This window comes from Pantoea sp. ANP04 (assembly GCF_041982285.1).
Lineage (GTDB): Bacteria > Pseudomonadota > Gammaproteobacteria > Enterobacterales > Enterobacteriaceae > Pantoea > Pantoea eucalypti.
Map to the genome: position 1 here is coordinate 1 of NZ_JAUTYS010000004.1, position 19,426 is coordinate 19,426.

At 54.7% G+C, this 19,426-nt stretch carries 22 protein-coding genes and 3 tRNA genes; 9 read left to right on the forward strand and 16 right to left on the reverse strand.

Going from position 1 to position 19,426, the window contains the following annotated elements; genetic code table 11:
- Positions 1–2: 2 nt before the first annotated feature.
- The 4 genes from Q7C21_RS06795 to Q7C21_RS06810 form a co-directional block, all read right to left on the reverse strand.
- Positions 3–76, reverse strand: a tRNA-Val gene (locus tag Q7C21_RS06795).
- A gap of 11 nt (positions 77–87) precedes the next feature.
- A tRNA-Val gene (locus tag Q7C21_RS06800) sits at positions 88–164 on the reverse strand.
- 3 nt (positions 165–167) lie between these two features.
- Positions 168–244 (reverse strand) — tRNA-Val (locus Q7C21_RS06805).
- Positions 245–396: 152 nt separating this feature from the next.
- Complete coding sequence (locus Q7C21_RS06810) at positions 397–1,770, reverse strand: MATE family efflux transporter (protein WP_003850300.1); 1,374 nt, start codon at positions 1,768–1,770, stop codon at positions 397–399.
- A gap of 203 nt (positions 1,771–1,973) precedes the next feature.
- Between Q7C21_RS06810 and Q7C21_RS06815 the strand changes: the two genes are divergently transcribed.
- Positions 1,974–2,633, forward strand: coding sequence for a riboflavin synthase subunit alpha (locus Q7C21_RS06815; protein WP_078804356.1), 660 nt, complete (start codon positions 1,974–1,976; stop codon positions 2,631–2,633).
- A 220-nt stretch (positions 2,634–2,853) separates the two neighbouring features.
- On the opposite strand, the gene cfa is transcribed toward Q7C21_RS06815, so the two are convergent.
- Together cfa and punC are read right to left on the reverse strand one after the other, a co-directional pair.
- Complete coding sequence (gene cfa, locus Q7C21_RS06820) at positions 2,854–4,002, reverse strand: cyclopropane fatty acyl phospholipid synthase (protein WP_375150538.1); 1,149 nt, start codon at positions 4,000–4,002, stop codon at positions 2,854–2,856.
- Positions 4,003–4,311: 309 nt separating this feature from the next.
- Positions 4,312–5,514 carry a purine nucleoside transporter PunC gene (punC, locus tag Q7C21_RS06825; protein WP_105099223.1) on the reverse strand — a complete coding sequence of 401 codons (1,203 nt, stop codon included), beginning with the start codon at positions 5,512–5,514 and terminating at the stop codon, positions 4,312–4,314.
- A 107-nt stretch (positions 5,515–5,621) separates the two neighbouring features.
- On the opposite strand from punC, the gene punR reads away from it, so the two are divergent.
- Positions 5,622–6,527: a DNA-binding transcriptional activator PunR gene (gene punR / locus Q7C21_RS06830; RefSeq protein WP_003850292.1), complete on the forward strand. Its 906-nt coding sequence runs from the start codon at positions 5,622–5,624 to the stop codon at positions 6,525–6,527.
- Here the strand turns inward: punR and purR are convergent.
- On the reverse strand, positions 6,524–7,549 hold the full coding sequence (purR, locus tag Q7C21_RS06835) for an HTH-type transcriptional repressor PurR (RefSeq protein ID WP_003850290.1): 1,026 nt from the start codon (positions 7,547–7,549) through the stop codon (positions 6,524–6,526). The two genes, punR and purR, sit on opposite strands and share 4 nt — an antisense overlap.
- 281 nt (positions 7,550–7,830) lie before the next feature.
- Between purR and Q7C21_RS06840 the strand changes: the two genes are divergently transcribed.
- Positions 7,831–7,920: a YnhF family membrane protein gene (locus Q7C21_RS06840; RefSeq protein ID WP_010245592.1), complete on the forward strand. Its 90-nt coding sequence runs from the start codon at positions 7,831–7,833 to the stop codon at positions 7,918–7,920.
- Between the two features lie 43 nt (positions 7,921–7,963).
- Here Q7C21_RS06840 and Q7C21_RS06845 read toward each other — a convergent pair whose 3' ends face one another.
- Positions 7,964–8,773 (reverse strand): C40 family peptidase, encoded by an 810-nt coding sequence (locus Q7C21_RS06845; protein ID WP_078804509.1) that lies wholly within the window; start codon positions 8,771–8,773, stop codon positions 7,964–7,966.
- A 364-nt stretch (positions 8,774–9,137) separates the two neighbouring features.
- On the opposite strand from Q7C21_RS06845, the gene Q7C21_RS06850 reads away from it, so the two are divergent.
- Positions 9,138–9,473 (forward strand): Grx4 family monothiol glutaredoxin, encoded by a 336-nt coding sequence (locus Q7C21_RS06850; protein ID WP_170933470.1) that lies wholly within the window; start codon positions 9,138–9,140, stop codon positions 9,471–9,473.
- 43 nt (positions 9,474–9,516) lie between these two features.
- Here Q7C21_RS06850 and rnt read toward each other — a convergent pair whose 3' ends face one another.
- From rnt to Q7C21_RS06870, 4 genes are all read right to left on the reverse strand, one after another.
- Positions 9,517–10,185 carry a ribonuclease T gene (rnt, locus tag Q7C21_RS06855; RefSeq protein ID WP_003850282.1) on the reverse strand — a complete coding sequence of 223 codons (669 nt, stop codon included), beginning with the start codon at positions 10,183–10,185 and terminating at the stop codon, positions 9,517–9,519.
- A 120-nt stretch (positions 10,186–10,305) separates the two neighbouring features.
- Entirely contained in the window at positions 10,306–10,713 is a 408-nt protein-coding gene (gene gloA, locus Q7C21_RS06860; protein WP_008926200.1) for a lactoylglutathione lyase, read from the reverse strand.
- Positions 10,714–10,829: 116 nt separating this feature from the next.
- Positions 10,830–11,927, reverse strand: coding sequence for an alkene reductase (locus Q7C21_RS06865; RefSeq protein ID WP_003850277.1), 1,098 nt, complete (start codon positions 11,925–11,927; stop codon positions 10,830–10,832).
- A 50-nt stretch (positions 11,928–11,977) separates the two neighbouring features.
- Positions 11,978–12,574, reverse strand: coding sequence for a TetR/AcrR family transcriptional regulator (locus Q7C21_RS06870; RefSeq protein ID WP_003850276.1), 597 nt, complete (start codon positions 12,572–12,574; stop codon positions 11,978–11,980).
- A gap of 183 nt (positions 12,575–12,757) precedes the next feature.
- Here Q7C21_RS06870 and Q7C21_RS06875 point away from each other — a divergent pair, with 183 nt between their 5' ends.
- The 4 genes from Q7C21_RS06875 (at position 12,758) to Q7C21_RS06890 (ending at position 15,163) form a co-directional block, all read left to right on the forward strand.
- Positions 12,758–12,997, forward strand: a complete 240-nt coding sequence (locus tag Q7C21_RS06875; protein ID WP_003850275.1) for a DUF1289 domain-containing protein — start codon at positions 12,758–12,760, stop codon at positions 12,995–12,997.
- A 68-nt stretch (positions 12,998–13,065) separates the two neighbouring features.
- On the forward strand, positions 13,066–13,962 hold the full coding sequence (locus Q7C21_RS06880) for an aldo/keto reductase family oxidoreductase (RefSeq protein WP_003850274.1): 897 nt from the start codon (positions 13,066–13,068) through the stop codon (positions 13,960–13,962).
- Between the two features lie 84 nt (positions 13,963–14,046).
- Positions 14,047–14,565, forward strand: a complete 519-nt coding sequence (sodC, locus tag Q7C21_RS06885; protein WP_375150539.1) for a superoxide dismutase [Cu-Zn] SodC — start codon at positions 14,047–14,049, stop codon at positions 14,563–14,565.
- A gap of 130 nt (positions 14,566–14,695) precedes the next feature.
- Entirely contained in the window at positions 14,696–15,163 is a 468-nt protein-coding gene (locus tag Q7C21_RS06890; protein WP_003850272.1) for a hypothetical protein, read from the forward strand.
- Here Q7C21_RS06890 and Q7C21_RS06895 read toward each other — a convergent pair whose 3' ends face one another.
- From Q7C21_RS06895 to Q7C21_RS06905, 3 genes are read right to left on the reverse strand one after another with little or no spacing between them, the layout of a single operon-like run.
- Positions 15,164–17,164, reverse strand: a complete 2,001-nt coding sequence (locus Q7C21_RS06895) for an FUSC family protein (RefSeq protein ID WP_375150540.1) — start codon at positions 17,162–17,164, stop codon at positions 15,164–15,166.
- Positions 17,161–18,018, reverse strand: coding sequence for an HlyD family secretion protein (locus Q7C21_RS06900; protein ID WP_003850270.1), 858 nt, complete (start codon positions 18,016–18,018; stop codon positions 17,161–17,163). Before Q7C21_RS06900 ends, Q7C21_RS06895 begins: the two co-directional genes overlap by 4 nt.
- A gap of 5 nt (positions 18,019–18,023) precedes the next feature.
- Entirely contained in the window at positions 18,024–18,260 is a 237-nt protein-coding gene (locus Q7C21_RS06905; RefSeq protein WP_003850269.1) for a DUF1656 domain-containing protein, read from the reverse strand.
- Between the two features lie 150 nt (positions 18,261–18,410).
- Here Q7C21_RS06905 and slyA point away from each other — a divergent pair, with 150 nt between their 5' ends.
- The gene (slyA, locus tag Q7C21_RS06910; RefSeq protein WP_003850268.1) at positions 18,411–18,848 is read left to right on the forward strand and encodes a transcriptional regulator SlyA; all 438 of its coding nucleotides are present in this window, start codon (positions 18,411–18,413) and stop codon (positions 18,846–18,848) included.
- 40 nt (positions 18,849–18,888) lie between these two features.
- On the opposite strand, the gene slyB is transcribed toward slyA, so the two are convergent.
- Positions 18,889–19,356, reverse strand: coding sequence for an outer membrane lipoprotein SlyB (slyB, locus tag Q7C21_RS06915; protein WP_003850267.1), 468 nt, complete (start codon positions 19,354–19,356; stop codon positions 18,889–18,891).
- Positions 19,357–19,426 lie beyond the last annotated feature (70 nt).

A 19,426-nucleotide genomic window follows, 5' to 3' on the forward strand; every position in this document is an offset into this window, starting at 1 on the left:
GGTGCGCTCTAATGGACTCGAACCATCGACCCCCACCATGTCAAGGTGGTGCTCTAACCAACTGAGCTAAGAGCGCATACTAAATATTGGTGCGTCCGAGTGGACTCGAACCACCGACCCCCACCATGTCAAGGTGGTGCTCTAACCAACTGAGCTACGGACGCACTTGGTGCGCTCTAATGGACTCGAACCATCGACCCCCACCATGTCAAGGTGGTGCTCTAACCAACTGAGCTAAGAGCGCAACATGCTGTCAGGGCGACAGCGGGGACGAATATTAACGGCAGTGTGTAAGCCTGGCAAGGGGAAAATAGTTTTTTCGCCATGACTGAGCAGCAACTGTGCTAACCGTCGTTTTTTTCGACATTGCGGGCCACGAATGACCCGCGTTTAAAGCTATCGCGCTGCACGCGTCAGGATGATGTCCGCCGGTAACTGCTGTAACCGTCTGATACGCCAGAGCATCATCAGCGCCGCTGAAGTCAGACCGATAATAAAACCGCACCAGAAACCCGCCGGACCCATCCGCGGCACAATCCAGTCGGTCAGTGCCAGCAGGTAGCCCGCGGGCAGTCCCAGCAGCCAGTAAGCAATAAAGGTAATAAAGAAAATCGACCGCGTATCTTTATAGCCGCGCAGGATCCCGCTGCCAATCACCTGAATCGAGTCCGAAAACTGATAAATGGCCGCCAGCAGCATCAGCTGTGCCGCCAGTGTCACCACCTCGGGATTATCGTTATAGAGCAGGGCGATCTGATGACGAAACGTGACGGTAAAAATCGCGGTCAGCGCGGCCATGCTGATGCCCACACCCTGGGCGGTCCAGGCCGCGACCCGTGCCTGCTCGGTGGATCCCTGACCCAAACGATAACCGACGCGAATGGTGGTCGCGACACCCAGCGACAGCGGCAACACAAACATCAGTGAACTGAAGTTCAGCGCAATCTGGTGACCCGCCACATTGACGATACCCAGTGGCGAGACCAGCAGAGCAACAACGGCAAACAAGGTGACCTCAAAAAAGAGTGCCAATGCCACCGGCAATCCCAGCGTCATCAGGCGGCTCAGAATCGGACGCGAAGGAGGCGACCAGCGGCTCTCAAGCCGGATATCACGCATGCTGCCCATCCGGCGTACCCAGAAGCGCATACAGATAAACATCACCCAGTAAACAGAGGCGGTCGCTACACCACAGCCGACACCACCCAGGGCAGGCATGCCGAAGTGCCCATAAATAAAGACATAGTTGAGCGGGATGTTGAACATCAAGCCCAGAAAGCCCAGCACCATGCCGGGTTTGGTTTTCGACAGCCCCTCGCACTGATTGCGCAGCACCTGAAAGAAGAGATAGCCAGGCGCGCCAAACAGCAGGGCATGCAGATAGCCTTCTGCTTTCAGCGCCAGCGCAGGATCGATGTCATGCATCGCCCGGATGAGATAGCCTGCATGCCATAACAGCACCATAATCAGCAGCGAGACGAAGAAAGCGAGCCAGTATCCCTGGCGAATCTGTTCGCCGATGCGTTCGCGGCGACCTGAACCGTTGAGTTGCGCAACGGTGGGCGTCAATGCAAGCAGAAGACCATGACCAAACAGGATGGCCGGAAGCCAGACAGAGGTGCCGACAGCAACGGCGGCCATATCCGTGGCGCTGACTGCACCGGCCATAATGGTATCCACAAATCCCATTGCGGTTTGCGCCACCTGAGCAAGGATGACTGGAATCGCAAGGGCCAGCAATTGACGCGCTTCTGTTAAATACTTCTGCACGTTAACACCTGACTTGTTGAAAGAATTAAAAGGGCAGAAAAGCCCAGGAAATTGTGCGGGCTAGTGTAACTGGCGCAATAGCATTCGCCAATCTTTGTCACACAATGCGTTTTACGCCGTCATTAAAAAGAGGGCGTCGGCTGAAATCTAACACCTGACCTGAGCTGTGATAAACTAGCGCAAACTTCGCAGAGGCAAAGACTATGTTTACCGGTATTGTGCAGGGCACCGCAGAAATCGTGTCCATTGAAGAGAAAGAACTGTTTCGTACTCACACTGTCCGACTGCCGGAAGCGCTTTTACCGGGTCTGGCGCTGGGCGCATCTGTCGCGCACAACGGTTGCTGTTTAACCGTGACGGCAATTGACGGCGACTGCGTCAGTTTTGATTTAATTAAAGAGACCTTGCGGGTAACTAACCTGGGTGATTTACGTCAGGGTGATGTGGTCAATATTGAGCGTGCAGCCCGATTCAGCGATGAAATAGGCGGTCATCTGATGTCAGGTCATATTATGACCACCGCTGAGATCTGCAGGATTATCCAGTCAGAACATAACCGCGAAGTCTGGTTTAAAATCCAGGACCCGACGCAGATGAAATATATTCTGCATAAAGGTTTTGTCGGCATCGACGGTATCAGCCTGACAGTCGGCGATGTGACGAAAACCAAATTCTGCGTCTATCTGATCCCGGAAACGCTGGAGCGCACCACGCTGGGCGCGAAGACGTTTGGCGATCGGGTTAATATTGAGATCGATCCACACACGCAGGCAATCGTAGAGACCGTTGAGCGGGTATTAGCACAGCGCGATGCCGCAGCAGCGATGAGCATGCTGACCGGCCAGACTGACGCCGAGAGCTAATAAGCGGCAAAGATTGCTGGAGAGCCCATCCGGGTGAATCTGGCAGCGATATAATAGCCTGAAGCACAGGGAACACAGTCAGAAGAGGAAAGCGTCCCCCGCCACGGATAACGGGTTTGTCTCTTTCAAATCTTTCTGTGTTCCTGTGCTGTTACACGCTCAAAACTGAACGGGCCCCTTTTTAAAGCCCCTGGCGCGGCAGAGTCTTCTTAACATGCCCCTACCGCGCCACCCGTAATCCGCCCTCAACACCGCGACTGAACACAATCTGCCACAGCTGAATATCACGCGCCCGGAAGGCACCGGCACAGGCATTGAGATAATAAGAGAACATCCGCTTAAAGCGTTCACCATATTTATCAGCCAGTTCTGGCCAGGCCTGCACAAAGCGTTCATGCCAGGCCATCAATGTTTTGTCGTAATCAGCACCAAAGTTATGCCAGTCTTCCAGAATAAAGTGGGGCTCGCTGGCATCCGCCACATGACGCACTGACGGCAGACAACCATTGGGGAAGATATATTTATCGATCCAGGGATCGACGCTCATATCGGTCTTAATTGCACCAATAGTGTGAAGCAGGAAAATACCGTCAGGTTTTAAATTACGATCGACCACATCAAAATAGGTGGCGTAATTTTTTGGCCCGACATGTTCGAACATTCCCACTGAAACAATACGATCAAACTGCTCATTCAGATCGCGATAATCCTGCAACAGAATCGTGACGTCTAATCCGTTACAGCGCTGCTGCGCCAGTTTTTGCTGTTCGGCGGAAATCGTCACGCCCTGCACTTTGACGCCGTAATGACGTGCAGCAAATTCCGCGAGTCCGCCCCAGCCACAGCCAATATCCAGCAGCGACATCCCGGGTTCCAGCGCTAATTTCCGGCAGATCATATCCAGCTTGGCTTCCTGTGCTGTCGCCAGCGTCGTGGCCTCTTTCCAGTAGCCACAGGAATATTGCATATAAGGATCAAGCATCAGTGAAAAAAGATCGTTGCCGAGATCGTAATGTTCTTTACCGACAATCCAGGCCCGTTTTTTTGATTGCAGATTCGTTAAGCGAGCGGCGGCAATGCGCAACGTATCTTTAAAGTGGTGAGGCAATTGCTGATCGAGTTTATGTTTAAGTACGTGGTGAAAGAACATATCCAGCCGGTCACACTCCCACCATCCATCCATATAGCTCTCACCGAGCCCAAGTGAACCCTCCTGCAGAACACGTTTAAAAAAACCTGGATGCGTAACATGAATATCCCATGGACGTGAACCATTGATTTCGACATCCGCTGATTCCAGCAGTTCATGAACGATGCGATACCAATGGTTCTCTTCCGGGCTCACTACTTCAGCATAAGATGAACTCATAGCTTTTCCACCACCTGTCCAATCTGAACCTGAACAAAGAGTAGCCAATTTCGTCAGGCATTGAGAAACGTTACGGATGACTCCGCACACCGGTTATTGTGTGATACAGAGGACTGGAATAGCCTGCAGCTGGACGGGCAAGATGAGAATAACGCGCGCGAATACCGTCCCGGCAACAGGGTGCCAATCAGATTATTACGTTATTATATTGTTGATTTATTACAGATTTGTTGACCCGAATGAGTATATTCTCACGCGGGTCAATATTCAATGACTTATTGTTAGGATGCTAACTAAGAAGTCAGTGTGTCAGTGATTATCCTGGCAGGCAGGTTGCGCTGAGGCAACAACACTTTGTGCGCTGTCGGCACGCTGCATGGCGAAGCCGAACAGCGCGAGCACAATGGTCGCCGTCATCGTGAGTGTGGTGGTAAACAGCGCCTGAGTTAATCCGGCTGATACCGCCAGGCTTGCGGCGAAGCACAGACCTAACTGCAGTGTGTTCTGCAATGCGGCCGCTTTGCCGGTAGCATTCGGGAAGGGCATTAATGCACTGGAGACCACAATCGGATAGATCGCGCCGTTCGCCAGCGCCATGCCGCAGAATGGAACCATCAGGCTAACCAGCGTGCTGTTGCCGGCAAGCGCAACAGCAAACAGCGCCAGAATGCTCAGGCTGTAGATACCCAGTAACCAGGGCAGCAACTGTGAACCGTTAAAGCGGTTGAGCAGGGCGCGACAGCCGAAGCCACCTATCAAAAAGGCGAGGGTCTGTGGCACATAACTCAGGCCGATGTCGGCAGGCGAGAGACCTAAATCTGCCAGAATAAACGGCGAACCCGTCAGCCAGGCAAAGAAGCTGGCAGAACAGGCTGAGTAGATCAGCACGTTGCCGCTATAAACCCGCGATTTGAGCAGGGTAAAGAAACCCGGCTGTGCCTTTTTTTCACCTGCGACTTTGCGAACAGTGGGCAGACGCAGCGTGGTCAGAATCAGCGCTACCGCAATCAGGGTCAGCACCAGGAAGATTGAACGCCAGTGGAAATGACCAATCAGCCAGGCGCCCAGCAACGGGGCCAGTGCCGGAGAGAGTGCAACCAGCGGCATAATGGTGGCGAAAACTTTGTTGGCACGTGCGGCAGGGTAGCGATCCACGACCAGTGCCTGCCAGCTAACGGCAGCAGCACAGACGCCAATCGCCTGAACAAAACGTAGCGCCAGCATCAGATAGATATCATTGACCCACAGCATGCCTGCACAACCGATCCCAAACATGGCCAGCCCGGTCAGCAGCACAGGTTTACGGCCAATGCGATCGGAAAGGGGTCCCCAGAAGAGCTGACCCACAGCGAAGCCTCCCAGAAAAAGACTCATACTGGCGCTGATCAGGCCGGGTGAGGTGTTAAACGTTTGCTGCATCGCGCCGAAGGCGGGCAGGTACATATCGGTGGCTAAAAAGCCGAGCATGCTCAGCAGGGCAAGGTAAGGCATAAATCCTTTATTCGACAACATCTCATTCTCATTTTTGCAGGATAAACGCGGCAGAGTGTAAAAGGTGCGTTTGCTGCTGTGAAACGGTAATATTTGCCGCTTGCTGTTAAAAATTTTGAAGGCAGATTATGTGGTCAGAATATGCATTAGAAGTGGTTGACGCAGTCGCCCGTGGCGGCAGCTTTAGCGCTGCTGCGCAGGAGTTACATCGGGTGCCCTCTGCCATCAGTTACACGGTGCGGCAGCTGGAGAGCTGGCTGGCGGTGCCGCTGTTTGAGCGTCAGCACCGTGAAGTGGTACTGACTCCGGCAGGCGAGCATTTTGTCCGTGAAGGGCGCAGCGTCATCAAAAAAATGCTAGCCACACGACGACAGTGTCAGCAGCTGGCCAACGGCTGGCGCGGTCAGCTCAGCATCGCGGTTGACCGTATCGCTAAACCTCAGCGCACCCGGCAACTGGTTAAAGATTTCTATCGCCATTTCCCCGACATGGAGCTGATCATCAGTTATGAAGTTTTTAACGGCGTCTGGGATGCGCTGGCCGATGGCCGGGTAGAAGTGGCCATTGGGGCCACCCAGGCGATTCCGGTGGGCGGACGTTTTGCGTTTCGCGATATGGGCACACTCAACTGGCGCTGCGTGGTCGCGCCCGATCATCCCCTGACGCAGGCGAGCCAGATCGATGACGACACGCTGCGTAGCTGGCCGTCACTGGTGCTGGAAGATACTTCACGCGCACTGCCGCGCCGAATGACATGGACGCTGGATAACCAGCGCAGGCTGGTGGTGCCGGAATGGCAAACCGGGCTGGAGTGCGTGCAGGCGGGATTGTGTGTGGCGATGGTGCCCGGTCATCTTGCCAGGCCACTGCTCGACAGCGGCGATCTGGTTGAACTGACTCTGCCGGTGGCGTTTCCGGACAGTCCCTGCTGTGTCAGCTGGGCTGAGGATCGCGCATCACCGGCGACTGGCTGGTTGCTCAGCTACCTGGGTGATGCGCAAACGCTTAATCAGGAGTGGTTAAGCGAGGATTAACGGCGATAGTCGCGGAATGGACCGTCGGCCACCGAGCGGCGCTCAATCAGCGTAGGGTGTACTTCAATCGTCTGTGACACTTCACGCTTACTGGTGATGCGGTCCAGCAGCATATCCAGCGCTTTTTCACCTAACTGAGCTTTAGGCTGATGCACGGTGGTCAGGGCCGGTGCGAAATAGCGGGCGTTGCGCACATTATCATAACCGATCACCGAAATATCCTGCGGTACGCGCAAACCCATTTCGTCGGCGGCGCAAATTGCACCCATTGCCATGATATCACCACCGCAGAACACCGCCGTCGGGCGCTGTTTCTGTGACAGGATCTGCTGCATCGCCTGATAGCCCGACTCCGGCTCAAAGTCACCCTGGACAATCCACTCGGCGCGCGGCTGAATGCTGGCTTCTTCCAGCGCCTTCAGGAAACCGGCATGACGTCCGCCACCGGTATTACGCTCCATCTGACCGGGGATAGCACCAATGTCGCGGTGACCGCGTTCAATCAGATAGCGTCCTGCCAGATAGCCGCCCTGGAACGCGTTATCCAGAACCGTGTCGGTGAAGTCGGCGCGCGATTCGCCCCAGTCCATTACCACCATCGGGATGTTACGGTTCTCTTCCAGCATCTGCAGCAGGTCGTCTGGATATTCTGAGCACATCACCAGCAGACCATCGACACGCTTCTGCGCCATCATGCTGAGATAGGCGCGCTGTTTTTGCAGATCGTTATGCGAATTCCCCAGAATCAGCGTATAGCCTTTGTCAAAACAGTGATTCTCAATCGCTTCAATAATCTCTGCGAAATAGGGGGCTTCGCTGGAGGTCGCCAGCAGGCCCAGCGTTCTGGTGTGATTCACTTTCAGGCTGCGCGCCACGGCGCTTGGCGAATAGTGCAGTTCTTTTATCGCCTGCCAGACCGCGTTACGCGTCTCTTCTGCGACAAAGCGGGTTTTATTGATGACGTGCGAAACCGTCGTCGTTGAGACGCCAGCGCGTTTCGCCACATCTTTAATTGTTGCCATGAAAATCGGACTCCAGTGCTTATCTAACTCTATGATAAGCGTAGTGTTAAACGTTTGCGTCTGCTCAGGGTTTTTTCCGCAAAAATGCCGCGTTTTTGGCCGGTTTACAGGCCGCTGGCGAAAATAAAACGCCTGAAAACCGGCGCAAACGGAATCAGGATTGCGCGCGTTGCGCAACAAAGGCGGGATTCTAACAAGGCTGAACGGATAAAACGAGATTTTTACCGGGCCCTGTGGGAAAATGCGATATCCCCACAAATTGTGTGACTAAGGAGCAAACAATGAGTACCGATCTTAAACTGGCTTTAATGACGACTGCGGGCTGTCTGCTGATGATTGTAGCCTTTAGTTTTACCGCCATTCTGCACTAAAAAAAAGCCGGGAATCTCCCGGCTTTTTACGACTGTTTTCTGGTTAGCGTATGGTTTTCGGCGTCATCACACGACGGGCACCAATGTAATGACGCTGCCAGTAATCTTCCCCTAATGCGCTAATCTGAATGTCTTTTCCGGTACGCGGTGACTGGATAAACTTGCCATCTCCCAGGTACACGCCAACGTGATCCGCTGTACCGCGACCATTAATACGGAAGAAGACCAGATCGCCTTTCTCCAGCGACTCACGCTTGATGGGTGCGGCGTCACGCAGGTGATACATCTCATTAGCGGTACGCGGAATCTTAAACTTCACCAGATCTTTATAGGCGTACCAGACCAGGCCGCTGCAATCGAAGCCGGTATGCGGCGAAGTGCCGCCCCACTGGTAGGGTTTACCCAGCTGGCCCATCAGTTTGGTCATCGCGGTTTCGCGAGCCTTCTGATAACGCTGACGGTGGGATTTGCTCATTTTAATCGTGCCCGGCTCGCTGGTGGTGACCTCAGCGGTTTTTAGCAGGCGCTGATGGCCATAGCGTTTCTTCTCTTTGTTCTTTTGCTGGCTTTTGCTTATACGGGCGGTTTTAAGCGAGGTCTTCTTAGCAGGCGTCTGTTTGGCAGTGAGTTCGACTTTTTTCTGTTTTTTCGTTTTAAGTTTTTGAACAGGGCTGAGGCGAGTCTTTTTCGTCACCGTTTTTACCTGGCGACGTTTGCGGCGTTCATCGTCGCGCGCACTCTTTTTTTCTGCTTTATGCGTACTGACGTTCACCGGCGTGTGCGGTGAAGCAGCAGCGACGTTGAAAAACAGTTGCGCAATGGCCAGCATGAAAAGCGTAATGATTAAACGCATAGTCCGTTGATTAGTTAAGTTGTCAGGGCCACTACGCACCGCGACAAAGTTGAGATTAATCTGATCCAGGATCAGGGCCGAGGCCATTCTAGTCCAGTTCGTTTAAAAACTGTAATGCCTTTTAATATTAATCTGTGCAACCCACGTAATCGCGCTGAAAATGAACATTTTCAGCGTCTTATATCAGCGAAATTATTACGAATTATTAAACTGTTACCCGCTGTTAATAATCAGAGGGTCGTGCATCCCGCTGCAGGACTTAACAATGATGGCGGTATAATCGGTAGCGGACAAAATCTCGTTTTCAGTCACGCTGCGAAGTCGCTACAATAAACAAACACGAAGTCACGATTTAAGGAAGGCAATTATGAGTACTGTAGAAAAAATTCAGCGCCAGATCGCAGAAAATCCGATCCTGCTGTACATGAAAGGTTCCCCGAAACTGCCTAGCTGCGGTTTCTCTGCACAGGCGGTACAGGCGCTGTCAGCCTGTGGTGAGCGTTTTGCTTACGTGGATATTCTGCAGAACCCGGACATTCGTGCCGAGATGCCGAAATTCGCTAACTGGCCAACCTTCCCGCAGTTGTGGGTTGATGGCGAGCTGGTCGGTGGCTGCGACATCATCGTTGAGATGTTACAGCGTGGTGAACTGCAGACGCTGATCAAAGAGACTGCAGAAAAATTTAAAGAAGCAGAATAAAAAAAGGCCGACATCACGTCGGCCTTTTCCATTGCAGCATCCCTTATGCGGATGCACTGGCTTCTGCATCGCCTTCCGCGAAAGGCAGTGGCCAGCCGCCTAAGCGTTTCCAGCGGTTCACCAGCTCGCAGAACAGTGTTGCTGTCTGCTGCGTGTCATAAAGCGCCGAATGCGCCTGGGTACTGTCAAACTCCATTCCCGCCGCAATACAGGCTTTCGCCAGAACCGTCTGACCCAGCACCAGTCCGCTGAGTGCCGCGGTGTCAAAGGTGGCAAAGGGGTGAAACGGATTGCGCTTCAGGCTGGCACGCTCTGCCGCTGCTGACATAAAGTTCAGGTCAAAAGTGGCATTGTGCGCCACCATAATGGCGCGATTGCAGCCACTGTCCTTAATCCCCTTGCGCACCATTTTGAAAATGGCATGCAGCGCTTCATATTCACTGACTGCTCCGCGCAGCGGATTGCTGGGATCGATACCGGTAAACGCCAGCGCTTCAGGATGCAGCAGCGACCCGACAAAAGGTTCGACATTGAAATGCAGCGTCTGGTCAATCTGAATCCAGCCCTCTTCATCCATTTTCAGCGTGATGGCAGCAATCTCCAGTAACGCATCGGTTTGCGCGTTGAAACCTGCGGTTTCAACGTCGATCACCACCGGATAGAAGCCACGGAAACGTTGATTGAGTGCATTAGGGGAATTCGATTCAGACATCAGGATCTCGTTGCAGAAAAAGGGCAGCGCGTATTATGGCAAAAAACGGGGCCGGGTGCAGCAGATGAAGCGCAGAGAAGGGGATTCAGCCCACCCGAACGGGCAGGCTGAGGGGCAGGTTTAGTTGCCCAGGCCGTTGCCGGCATCTTTGTTTTCGATCAGCTCGATTTTGTAACCATCGGGATCTTCAACAAAGGCAATAATGGTAGAGCCGCCTTTGACCGGGCCAGCCTCACGCGTCACGTTGCCGCCATCTTTACGGATGCGTTCGCAGGCAGCTGCCGCGTCATCCACGCCCAGTGCAATGTGACCATACGCATTACCGAGGTCATACTTATCGACGCCCCAGTTATAGGTCAGTTCGATTACCGCACCTTCGCTCTCGTCGGTGTAGCCCACAAAGGCCAGGGTATATTTATATTCGGTGTTTTCGCTCTGACGCAGCACGCGCATGCCGAGCACACGAGTGTAGAAATCGATTGAACGTTGCAGATCGCCAACGCGCAGCATGGTATGAAGTAAACGCATAACATCCTCTTTTAAATAAAACGCCATCGCCGGATGACCCAGGCGATAAGTATAGCGATGAAAATCGCCATTGAATAATGGCTGCCGTCATCGTCCCGGACGGCAGCCCAAAACGATTACAGCGTCGGGTAGTCGATATACCCTTCAGCGCCGCCGCCGTAGAAGCTTTCCGGGCGCTGTGGATTGAGCGGCGCATCCTGCTGCAGACGCTCAACCAGGTCCGGGTTAGCTATGTAATCGCGACCAAAGGCAACGGCATCGATCAGACCACGACCAATCAGGTCATCGGCTTTCTCAACGGTGTAGGCACCCGCACCGATGATGGCACCCGGGAAGAGATCACGCACTTTCTGGCGGAAAGCGTCGGTGTAAGGCTGACCACCGGCCCAGTCTGGCTCAGAGAGGTGCAGATAGGCGATATTGCGTTTTGCCAGCTCGCCGATGTACCACAACGCCGCTTCTTCTTCGTCCGGACCGTTATCCAGATTCTGGAAGCTGCCGATAGGTGATACGCGAATACCAATGCGATCGGCAGACCAGTTAGCAATGACCGCATCAACTACTTCAAGCGCAAAGCGACCGCGTTTTTCAATGCTGCCACCGTATTCATCGGTACGCTGGTTGGAGTCTGGTGCCAGGAACTGGTGAATCAGATAACCGTGCGCCGAGTGCAGCTCAAGCAGATCAAAGTCCGCTTCACGTGCGTTGGCCGCAGCCTGACCGAAATCGGCCACGATCTGCTTGATCTCCGGCACGGTCAGTTCACGCGGTGTTGAGGTATCTTCGCGATAAACGCTGCCATCTTCCGCACGCAGTGAAGTACGGGTGCCTGCAGCAATCGCCGAGGGAGCCACCGGTGCTTTACCTTCCGGCTGCACGCTGTTATGAGAGATACGACCGGTATGCCAAAGCTGCACGGCGGTGTGGCCGCCAGCCTGATGCACGCCTTCGTTAATCGCTTTCCACGCTGCAATCTGTGGCTGCGTATGTAAGCCTGGTGCACCAGCATAGCCTTTCGCCTGGAAAGAGATCTGGGTTGCTTCAGTGATGATCAGACCGGCGCTGGCGCGCTGACGGTAATATTCCGCCATCATCGGGGTAGGGATGTCGCCAGGCTCGATGCTGCGCAGACGGGTCAGCGGTGCCATGAATACGCGGTTTGGGACGGTAATTGCGCCGACTTTCAGCGGATTAAACAGCTGGGTACTCGCCATAATAGCTCCTGATTAGTAGACCAGTCGTCTACAAATGCGTTTTTTAAAAATTAGTGGCTCTTAAGCCACTGTTCGATGGTACTCAATGCCAGGCGCAGTGGCTGCGCCTCACGGGAAATTTTGCTCTGCAGGCTGGCGCCAAGCCACAGCAACGACAGTAATTCCGCCATCTGCGCGGGAGGCTGTGGCAGGTTCATCGACTCCTGCTGTTCTGCAGCGATCAGCGTCCGGGCGTAGAGGGCCGTGATTTTCGCTGCGCCCTGCTGCAGTGCGTCACGCATTGGCTCAGAAAGATCGCATACCTCAGCGGAGACCTTAACGCCCAGACAACCCATAATGTGACCCTGCTGCACAAACAGCTCAACGGCCGCACGAAAGTGGTTCAGCAGACGCTCACGCGGGGTGCCGCTGGTCTGGTTGAGCTGCAGCTCGACATCCTGCAGGAAACGCGCAAAGTAACGTTCCAGTAACGCCACGCCAAACGCTTCTTTAGAGCGGAAATAGTAGTAGAAGGAGCCTTTCGGCACCGCCGCCTGCGTCAGCAGCTCACTGAGGCCCATTCCGGCAAAGCCGCGCTGAAGACAGAGTGTCTCCCCTGTCTGGAGCAGGTGTTCACGGGTTTCATTACGTTGCAGCGTCTTATTCATGGCTCTGAGATTAGTAGACCAGTCGGTCTAACGCAACTCAGTCTGTTGCATTTGGCACAGAGTGTTCACCCCAGAGAGAAAGAAAAGGATAATTCTGACCGGTCAGGATTTTCTTCCTGCGCAACCAGGCTACGCTTTTGAGTGGACTGATTTTGCTTTTTATTTAATGAATCTGGAGTCGTGGTGGCCGAGCAGCTTGAGTTTTTTCCGGTTCCCAGCCCCTGTCGCGGCATCTGCCAGACGGATGCACGCGGTTACTGCCTGGGATGTTTACGCAGCCGCGATGAGCGGTTCAACTGGCTGCGCTTTAGTGATGCGCAAAAGCGTGAGGTGATACGCCTTTGTCAGCAGCGTCGACAGCGTCTGCAGCGTCAACAGAAAGGCGACGAGCCACCCGAGCCACAACAGCCAGAGTTATTCTGACGACTTTGCGCTTTCCGTTATACTCTCTGACACATTAATTACAGCCCACGCGCAACAGGGAGAACGTCATGTTAGAACCGCAAGCCATCGCTTCACAGGGGCCAGAATTTTCACCGCTGGTTATGGGGTACTGGCGCCTGATGGAGTGGGGCATGTCACCTCAGGAGCGCGTCGCGTTTATTGAGCACCATCTGCGGCTTGGCATTACCACCGTTGACCATGCCGACATCTACGGTGACTACCAGTGTGAAGCGGCATTTGGCGAGGCGCTGAAACTGGCACCCGGACTGCGCGACCAGCTGCAGATTGTGACCAAATGCGGTATTGCTACCCGCGCCCGGCCTGAGCATCAGATTGGCCACTACATCACCGATAAAAACCATATCCTGCAGAGCGCTGAAAACTCGCTGCGCCATCTCCACACCGATCGCCTTGATTTGCTCCTGATCCATCGCCCCGATCCGCTGATGGCGGCTGACGACGTGGCTGAAGCCTTTATGGCATTGCATCAGAGCGGCAAGGTTCTGCATTTTGGCGTCTCAAACTTCACACCCTCTCAGTTCTCCCTGCTGCAATCCCGCTTGCCGTTCTCGCTGGTCACCAATCAGCTGGAGATTTCACCGGTTCAGCAAAGCGTGCTGCTGGATGGATCGCTGGATCAATGCCAGCAACTGCGCATTCGTCCGATGGCCTGGTCCTGTCTGGGAGGAGGCCGCCTGTTTAACGATCCGCACTATCAGCCACTGCGTAACGAACTGGAAGCTGTGCGGCAGGAAACCGGCGCCACCAGCCTGGATCAGGTCGTTTATGCCTGGATACTGATGCTGCCGTCGCGCCCACTGCCCATTATCGGTTCAGGTAAAACATCCCGGGTCAGCGAAGCCGCTGGTGCACTGAATGTCATGCTGACACGTCAGCAGTGGTTCCGCATTCGTAAGGCGGCGCTGGGTTTTGATGTGCCCTGAAGCGTAAAAGTGCGTCAATCTTCAGCAAAATAGCGCAACAGCGACCAGACTTACCTCAATCCCTGGGATGAAAAAGGAGTCATCATGAAAATGAAAGCTGTTGCGCTATTCGCCCTGATCGCCTGCGGTGCAGCACAGGCTGCCAGCGAGCAGGTTACGATCCATCAGGTTACCGCTGAAGGCATCGGAAAATCGGTTGGCACGGTAAAAATTGACGAGACACAGTATGGTCTGCAGTTCACGCCCGATCTGAAAGGCCTTCAGCCAGGCATTCATGGTTTCCATGTCCATGCTAAAGGCAGCTGTGAGCCGGGCGAGTCTGAAGGCAAAGTGGTCGCCGCCGGTGCTGCGGGCGGTCACCTTGATCCTGCCAACAGTGGCAAACATCTGGGGCCTTACGCTGAGGGACATCTCGGGGATTTGCCTGCGATTTATGTCGATGACAAAGGCAATGCAACCTATCCGGTGCTGGCACCTCGTCTGAAATCCTTAAACGAGATCAAAGGAAAAGCGCTGATGGTGCATGCTGGCGGGGATAACCACGCCGATCATCCTAAACCGCTGGGCGGCGGCGGGGCGCGTTATGCCTGCGGTGTAATCTGAGTGTCAGGGCGGCAGATAATGGCCGCCCGATTTTCTCCTGACTGTTTATGAAATGTTGTACCATCCCTGACATTTCCCCCCTATGATGTTGATTCAGGTAAGAAAGCGTGATGGGGAAAGGAGCAGGATAATGAAATTCAAGGGCGCATTACTGCTATGTCTGCTGCTGGTGGGATGCGATAAACCCAATGATACGCAGCTGGTGACCGAAACCGGTCGGGAACTTCAGCGCACCATTGATACCAGCCCGATGCGTGCCACCTGTGAAAAGATTGCTCAGGGTCGTGAATGGCTGAGTCGCAGCAGGGTGCGTAAGCTGGAGGCACAGGGTTGTGATCAGGTTTTTCGTAGCGCAACCGAAACCAATTTCACGGATACCACCATCTATCGTCGCACCATGACGATGGTGTGTGGTGGCATCCACGGTCAAAGTTTTACCGGCACTGAACTGACACGCCGGTTCATCTTTTCACCCGACGAGAAAGCGCTGGTCATTGAACCGATGACCGAGATGGATAAAACCCGCTTTGAAGGTCATAAAACGCTGCAGCAGTTGCAGGAAGATTTTAACCGGCAGCAACAGCAATATTGCCAGTAATCACGCCGGCACCGCCTGTTTCAGTTGTGCGAGCGAACAGCGCAGACGCCAGATAATGCCAGCCAGTTCGCTGGCTTCGTTGTTTTCCAGCGCCAGTAATGCGGTGATACTCTCCTCCAGTTCCCTTAGCATCTGATCCAGCGAGGTGTGGCGCACGCCACGGCTGCTGATGATCTGCTGCAGATTGTGCAGACTGCTATCACGAAACCTTGTCAGGGCCGCCGAACCGGCGCGCCATTCACGCAGTTGCCAGACAATATGTGAGCAGTTGAGTAGCACTACGCCCCAGCGAAGTAGCCAGGTGCGCGCCTGCTCATCCCGGCTATGGCTGAGCTGGCTGATGCGGTGGTAAATCTGCGATTCGAAGCGACTCTCACTGAGTCGGGGCCGCTGCCGCAGCTGATCGAGAAATGCCAGCCGCAGCGCGCGGATATGGCGTCGGCTGCGCCGCGCATCAGAGCTGGGCCGCAGAATCTGGAACGCCAGCCAGGCGAGCAGCACCCCGCAGACTTTGGCAATGTTATCGTTGAAAAAGTCCTGGTAATCCCAGGTCGGTGGGTTCGTCACCGCGATAAACGAGCCCATAAAGACGATGAACTGTCCCCACATCCCGGCGCGCTGTTTCTGCTGCAGCTTGAAGAGTTGTAACGTCACCAGCAGCGGAAAGAGAAACAGTAAAAACGGCCACAGCTGACTGATCTGCACCATCAGGCCAAACTTCATCACAAAACTGAACGCAAACAGCCACAGCAGGGTTTTCAGCAGCAAGGTGACGCTGCCGCCGGGTGAGGGCACGGAGGCGTAAAGCACGCAGGCAATAGCGGTCAGGGTGAGCGCGGAAGCGCCTGAAGACCATTGCGTATTGATCCAGAAGGCGCAGCCCAGCACGATCACACAGAAGGTGCGCAGGGCGCTCCAGCCCGCTTCGGCACTGTCACTGTCGCGCGCCAGCGCCGGAACCGGCGGGGGTTGAAAGCGGGTATCGGCATCGGCACGATCCAGCAGACGAATCCAGCGCAGTACGTTGAGGTACATCCAGCAGAAGTAGCGCAGCCGCTGACAAAACGCGCGCTGCCGGTAGTCGCCGTCTGCGCCAGGCGTCACGCTGCGCAGGATTTGCGCAAGACGATATTTATCACACGCCGGTTTCGCCAGCTCAGCCAGCAGGCGCTGCAAGGCTTCAAACAGCGGCTCTGGCGCATCGGGCCAGTTCAGCAACATGCGCCGCAGGCTCGAAAGCACGCTGGTGAGTCGCAGCTGCTGATGCAGCACATAGTTCAGGACGTTGTTCTGTCGGCGAAAGCGGTAGTGGCTCCAGAACGCCTGAATCCGCAGCAGATTCATGGTCAGGATCTGGCTGATGACGTTTTCATGCGCGACACGAATGGTATCACTGGCCGAGGGCTGCAGCAGTAACACCGCATGCTCCAGCAAACGGGCATGCATCTGCTTCAGTGAGGTAATCAGCGCCTCGCCATCCGAGGTACTCGGCAGCACCATCATCATCAATCCGGCGCAGAGAATGCCGGAGATCACCTCGCAGACGCGTGCCTGCGCAATCGTCCACAGCGTGGTGATATCGGTGATATTCACGCTGCTGAAAGCGATGATGGCAGCGGTGTAACCCGCCAGTGAAAACGCGTAAGCGACGTTGTTCTGGTAGTGGTTCGAAATGCCGGTGCAGAGCGCCAGCCAGCCGGCAATGGCAAAGGTAAACAGCCAGGGCTCGTTCAGGGTGTGGCCGGCGATCAGCAGTGCGGCGGTGGCCCCCAGCAGGCTGCCGACAATGCGGCCAAGACTTTTGCTGATCGCGCCGCCAACGGTGGGAAAGCTGATCACGGCGGCAGAGGTCATCGCCCAGTAGGGTTCATCGAGATCCAGTCCATAGGCGATGCTCAGTGCCAGACACATGGCGATCGCGTTACGTAACGCATAGCGCCACTGGCCTCTGTTCGCTTTAATCCAGGGCAGTTGATCCCAGGCCAGCCACTGAATATTCATGGCTGGATGGTGATGGTGCAGCTGGTGCCGGCCACCAGATCAGCATTGGCCGGAAGCGAATCGAGACGAATGCGTACCGGTACCCGCTGCGCCAGCCGCACCCAGGGCACGTTTGGCTTGATATCGGGCACCAGGCCGCTGTCAGTCTCAATGCTCTGGTCATAGATGGCGCGGCCAATGCTGTCTACCTTGCCCTGCAGCCGCATGCTACTGCTGTAGAGCACCACCTGTGCCGTTGCGCCTGGATGAATATGGCGCAGCTTGGTCTCTTCGAAATAGCCCATGACGTAGTAAGAGTGGCTGTCGACCAGGGCAAACAGAGGCGAACCCGCAGTGGCATAGCTGCCGGGCCGAAGCGTGAGATTAGTGATCCAGCCATCCGCCGGTGCGGTCAGCGTTGTCTGTTGCAGATTCCAGCGCGCCCGTTCCCACTCCGCCTGCGCGGCTTTAGTGCTGGCAGCCGCAGCTCCGGCGCTTAAGCGTGCCGCATCGAGATCCTCGGCAGAGATGATGTTGCGCGGCAGGCTGCTGCGCCGGTTAAACTCGTGCTGCGCTTTCGCCAGGTCCGCTTGCGCTTTGCTGAGCTGAGCGGCGGCGTTGTCGAGCGCAATCTGCCACGGCACCGTGTCCAGCGTGACCAGCAGCTCGCCCTTGTGCACAAATTGATTGTCTTTGACCTTCAGTTCCGTAACCCGGCCCGAGACCTGAGGCGTGATATCCACCAGCTCTGCCCGCACTTTCCCGTCACGGGTCCAGGGCGACTGCATGTAGTAGTTCCACAGCCAGCCGCCGGCCAGTAACGCCAGTGCAAAGACAATGAGCGTTGAAAAATATTTTACCGCGTTAAATTTCATATCGATTATCCATGACCGATGAGCCAGAGAGCGGCGGTGACGCACAGCACAAACAGCGAGAGATCAAACAGGGTGGGATGCCAGATATCACCGGAGTAGATCCAGCCGCGCACCAGCGGGTGAATCAGCAGCCAGAAAAAGAAACCGAGGATCACCGCCTTGAACATCGGCGGGAAAAAGAGTGAGGCGCCAACCACCAGATCGGTCAGCGGGTTCTCACCTGAAAAAGCAGGAGTGAGCACGTGATAACATCCTTCGTTAACCCAAACAGCAGACGGGATGCGCTGCCGCGTTATCGTGGCCTGGCCCGGGATTTGTAATTTGTCCTGTAAACTCGCAGAATAGTGTAAAATCTGGCTTGATAGCTAGCAAGCTAATTATAAGGAGATGAAATGGATACGCCCCTCGGAACGGATTTATCTCGCCTGGTGCGCATCTGGCGCGCGTTGATTGATCAGCGGCTGAAACCGCTTGAGCTGACTCAGACACACTGGGTGACGTTGCACAATATTCATCAACTGCCGCCAGAACAGTCGCAGATTCAGTTAGCCAAAGCAATTGGGATTGAACAACCTTCGCTGGTGCGCACGCTGGATCAGCTGGAAGAGAAAGGACTTATAACCCGTTCGACCTGCGCTAACGATCGTCGTGCCAAGCGAATTAAGCTGACGCAGCAGGCTGAGCCAATTATCGAACAGGTTGAGACGGTAATTGATGAGACGCGGGATGACATTCTTTCCGGCATCAGCCAGGAAGAGATCCGTCAGATGGTGACGCTGATCGCCCGGCTTGAGAAAAATATTCTCGAACTTCAGAACAAAGAGAAATAAAAAAACCGACGCACAGGCGTCGGTTTTTTGTTTCACAACATCAGCGAGGTGAAACCGTCACCTGGCTGCCGTTGGATGCCATTGCAACACGCTGGCCAACAGAATAGCGCGAGGCGGCCTGCTTCTGAACCACCATGATGGTGTTGCCATCATCCTTACGGATTTCCAGCTCTACGCCATCCGTTTTATTCACTGCGCCCTGAACGCCCTGACCCGCAACGCCACCCAGAACGGCACCACCGGCTGTCGCCAGGCTACGTCCGGTGCCGCCACCAATGGTATTACCCAGGAAGCCACCTAACACCGCACCACCAATGGCACCGATGACGTTGCTCTCATCGCCGCCCTGGATCTTCACAGGACGAACGGAGACTAAGGTACCGTACGAAACGCTCTGGATTTGCTTTGCTTCACTGGCACTGTAGGTATCACCCGACAGCGTACTGGTATTGCTACAACCTGCGAGCATAGCACCGGTCAGAGCGACCACAATTACACGCTTAATCATTTGAAACTCCTTTAGTCGAGAAGGCGCCACGTTTACCGCTGTATCCTGCACACAGTATAAGACACAAACC

What these genes read in the sequence shown, in the direction of transcription:
- Q7C21_RS06865 (WP_003850277.1), bottom strand. Translation starts at nt 11,927, where the DNA reads ATGGCGAGTACCCAGCTGTTTAATCCGCTGAAAGTCGGCGCAATTACC.
- Q7C21_RS06840 (WP_010245592.1), top strand. Translation starts at nt 7,831, where the DNA reads ATGAGTACCGATCTTAAACTGGCTTTAATGACGACTGCGGGCTGTCTG.
- Q7C21_RS06880 (WP_003850274.1), top strand. Translation starts at nt 13,066, where the DNA reads ATGTTAGAACCGCAAGCCATCGCTTCACAGGGGCCAGAATTTTCACCG.
- rnt (WP_003850282.1), bottom strand. Translation starts at nt 10,185, where the DNA reads ATGTCTGAATCGAATTCCCCTAATGCACTCAATCAACGTTTCCGTGGC.
- purR (WP_003850290.1), bottom strand. Translation starts at nt 7,549, where the DNA reads ATGGCAACAATTAAAGATGTGGCGAAACGCGCTGGCGTCTCAACGACG.
- sodC (WP_375150539.1), top strand. Translation starts at nt 14,047, where the DNA reads ATGAAAATGAAAGCTGTTGCGCTATTCGCCCTGATCGCCTGCGGTGCA.
- Q7C21_RS06870 (WP_003850276.1), bottom strand. Translation starts at nt 12,574, where the DNA reads ATGAATAAGACGCTGCAACGTAATGAAACCCGTGAACACCTGCTCCAG.
- Q7C21_RS06815 (WP_078804356.1), top strand. Translation starts at nt 1,974, where the DNA reads ATGTTTACCGGTATTGTGCAGGGCACCGCAGAAATCGTGTCCATTGAA.
- punR (WP_003850292.1), top strand. Translation starts at nt 5,622, where the DNA reads ATGTGGTCAGAATATGCATTAGAAGTGGTTGACGCAGTCGCCCGTGGC.
- slyB (WP_003850267.1), bottom strand. Translation starts at nt 19,356, where the DNA reads ATGATTAAGCGTGTAATTGTGGTCGCTCTGACCGGTGCTATGCTCGCA.
- slyA (WP_003850268.1), top strand. Translation starts at nt 18,411, where the DNA reads ATGGATACGCCCCTCGGAACGGATTTATCTCGCCTGGTGCGCATCTGG.
- cfa (WP_375150538.1), bottom strand. Translation starts at nt 4,002, where the DNA reads ATGAGTTCATCTTATGCTGAAGTAGTGAGCCCGGAAGAGAACCATTGG.
- Q7C21_RS06895 (WP_375150540.1), bottom strand. Translation starts at nt 17,164, where the DNA reads ATGAATATTCAGTGGCTGGCCTGGGATCAACTGCCCTGGATTAAAGCG.
- Q7C21_RS06890 (WP_003850272.1), top strand. Translation starts at nt 14,696, where the DNA reads ATGAAATTCAAGGGCGCATTACTGCTATGTCTGCTGCTGGTGGGATGC.
- Q7C21_RS06900 (WP_003850270.1), bottom strand. Translation starts at nt 18,018, where the DNA reads ATGAAATTTAACGCGGTAAAATATTTTTCAACGCTCATTGTCTTTGCA.
- gloA (WP_008926200.1), bottom strand. Translation starts at nt 10,713, where the DNA reads ATGCGTTTACTTCATACCATGCTGCGCGTTGGCGATCTGCAACGTTCA.
- Q7C21_RS06845 (WP_078804509.1), bottom strand. Translation starts at nt 8,773, where the DNA reads ATGCGTTTAATCATTACGCTTTTCATGCTGGCCATTGCGCAACTGTTT.
- punC (WP_105099223.1), bottom strand. Translation starts at nt 5,514, where the DNA reads ATGTTGTCGAATAAAGGATTTATGCCTTACCTTGCCCTGCTGAGCATG.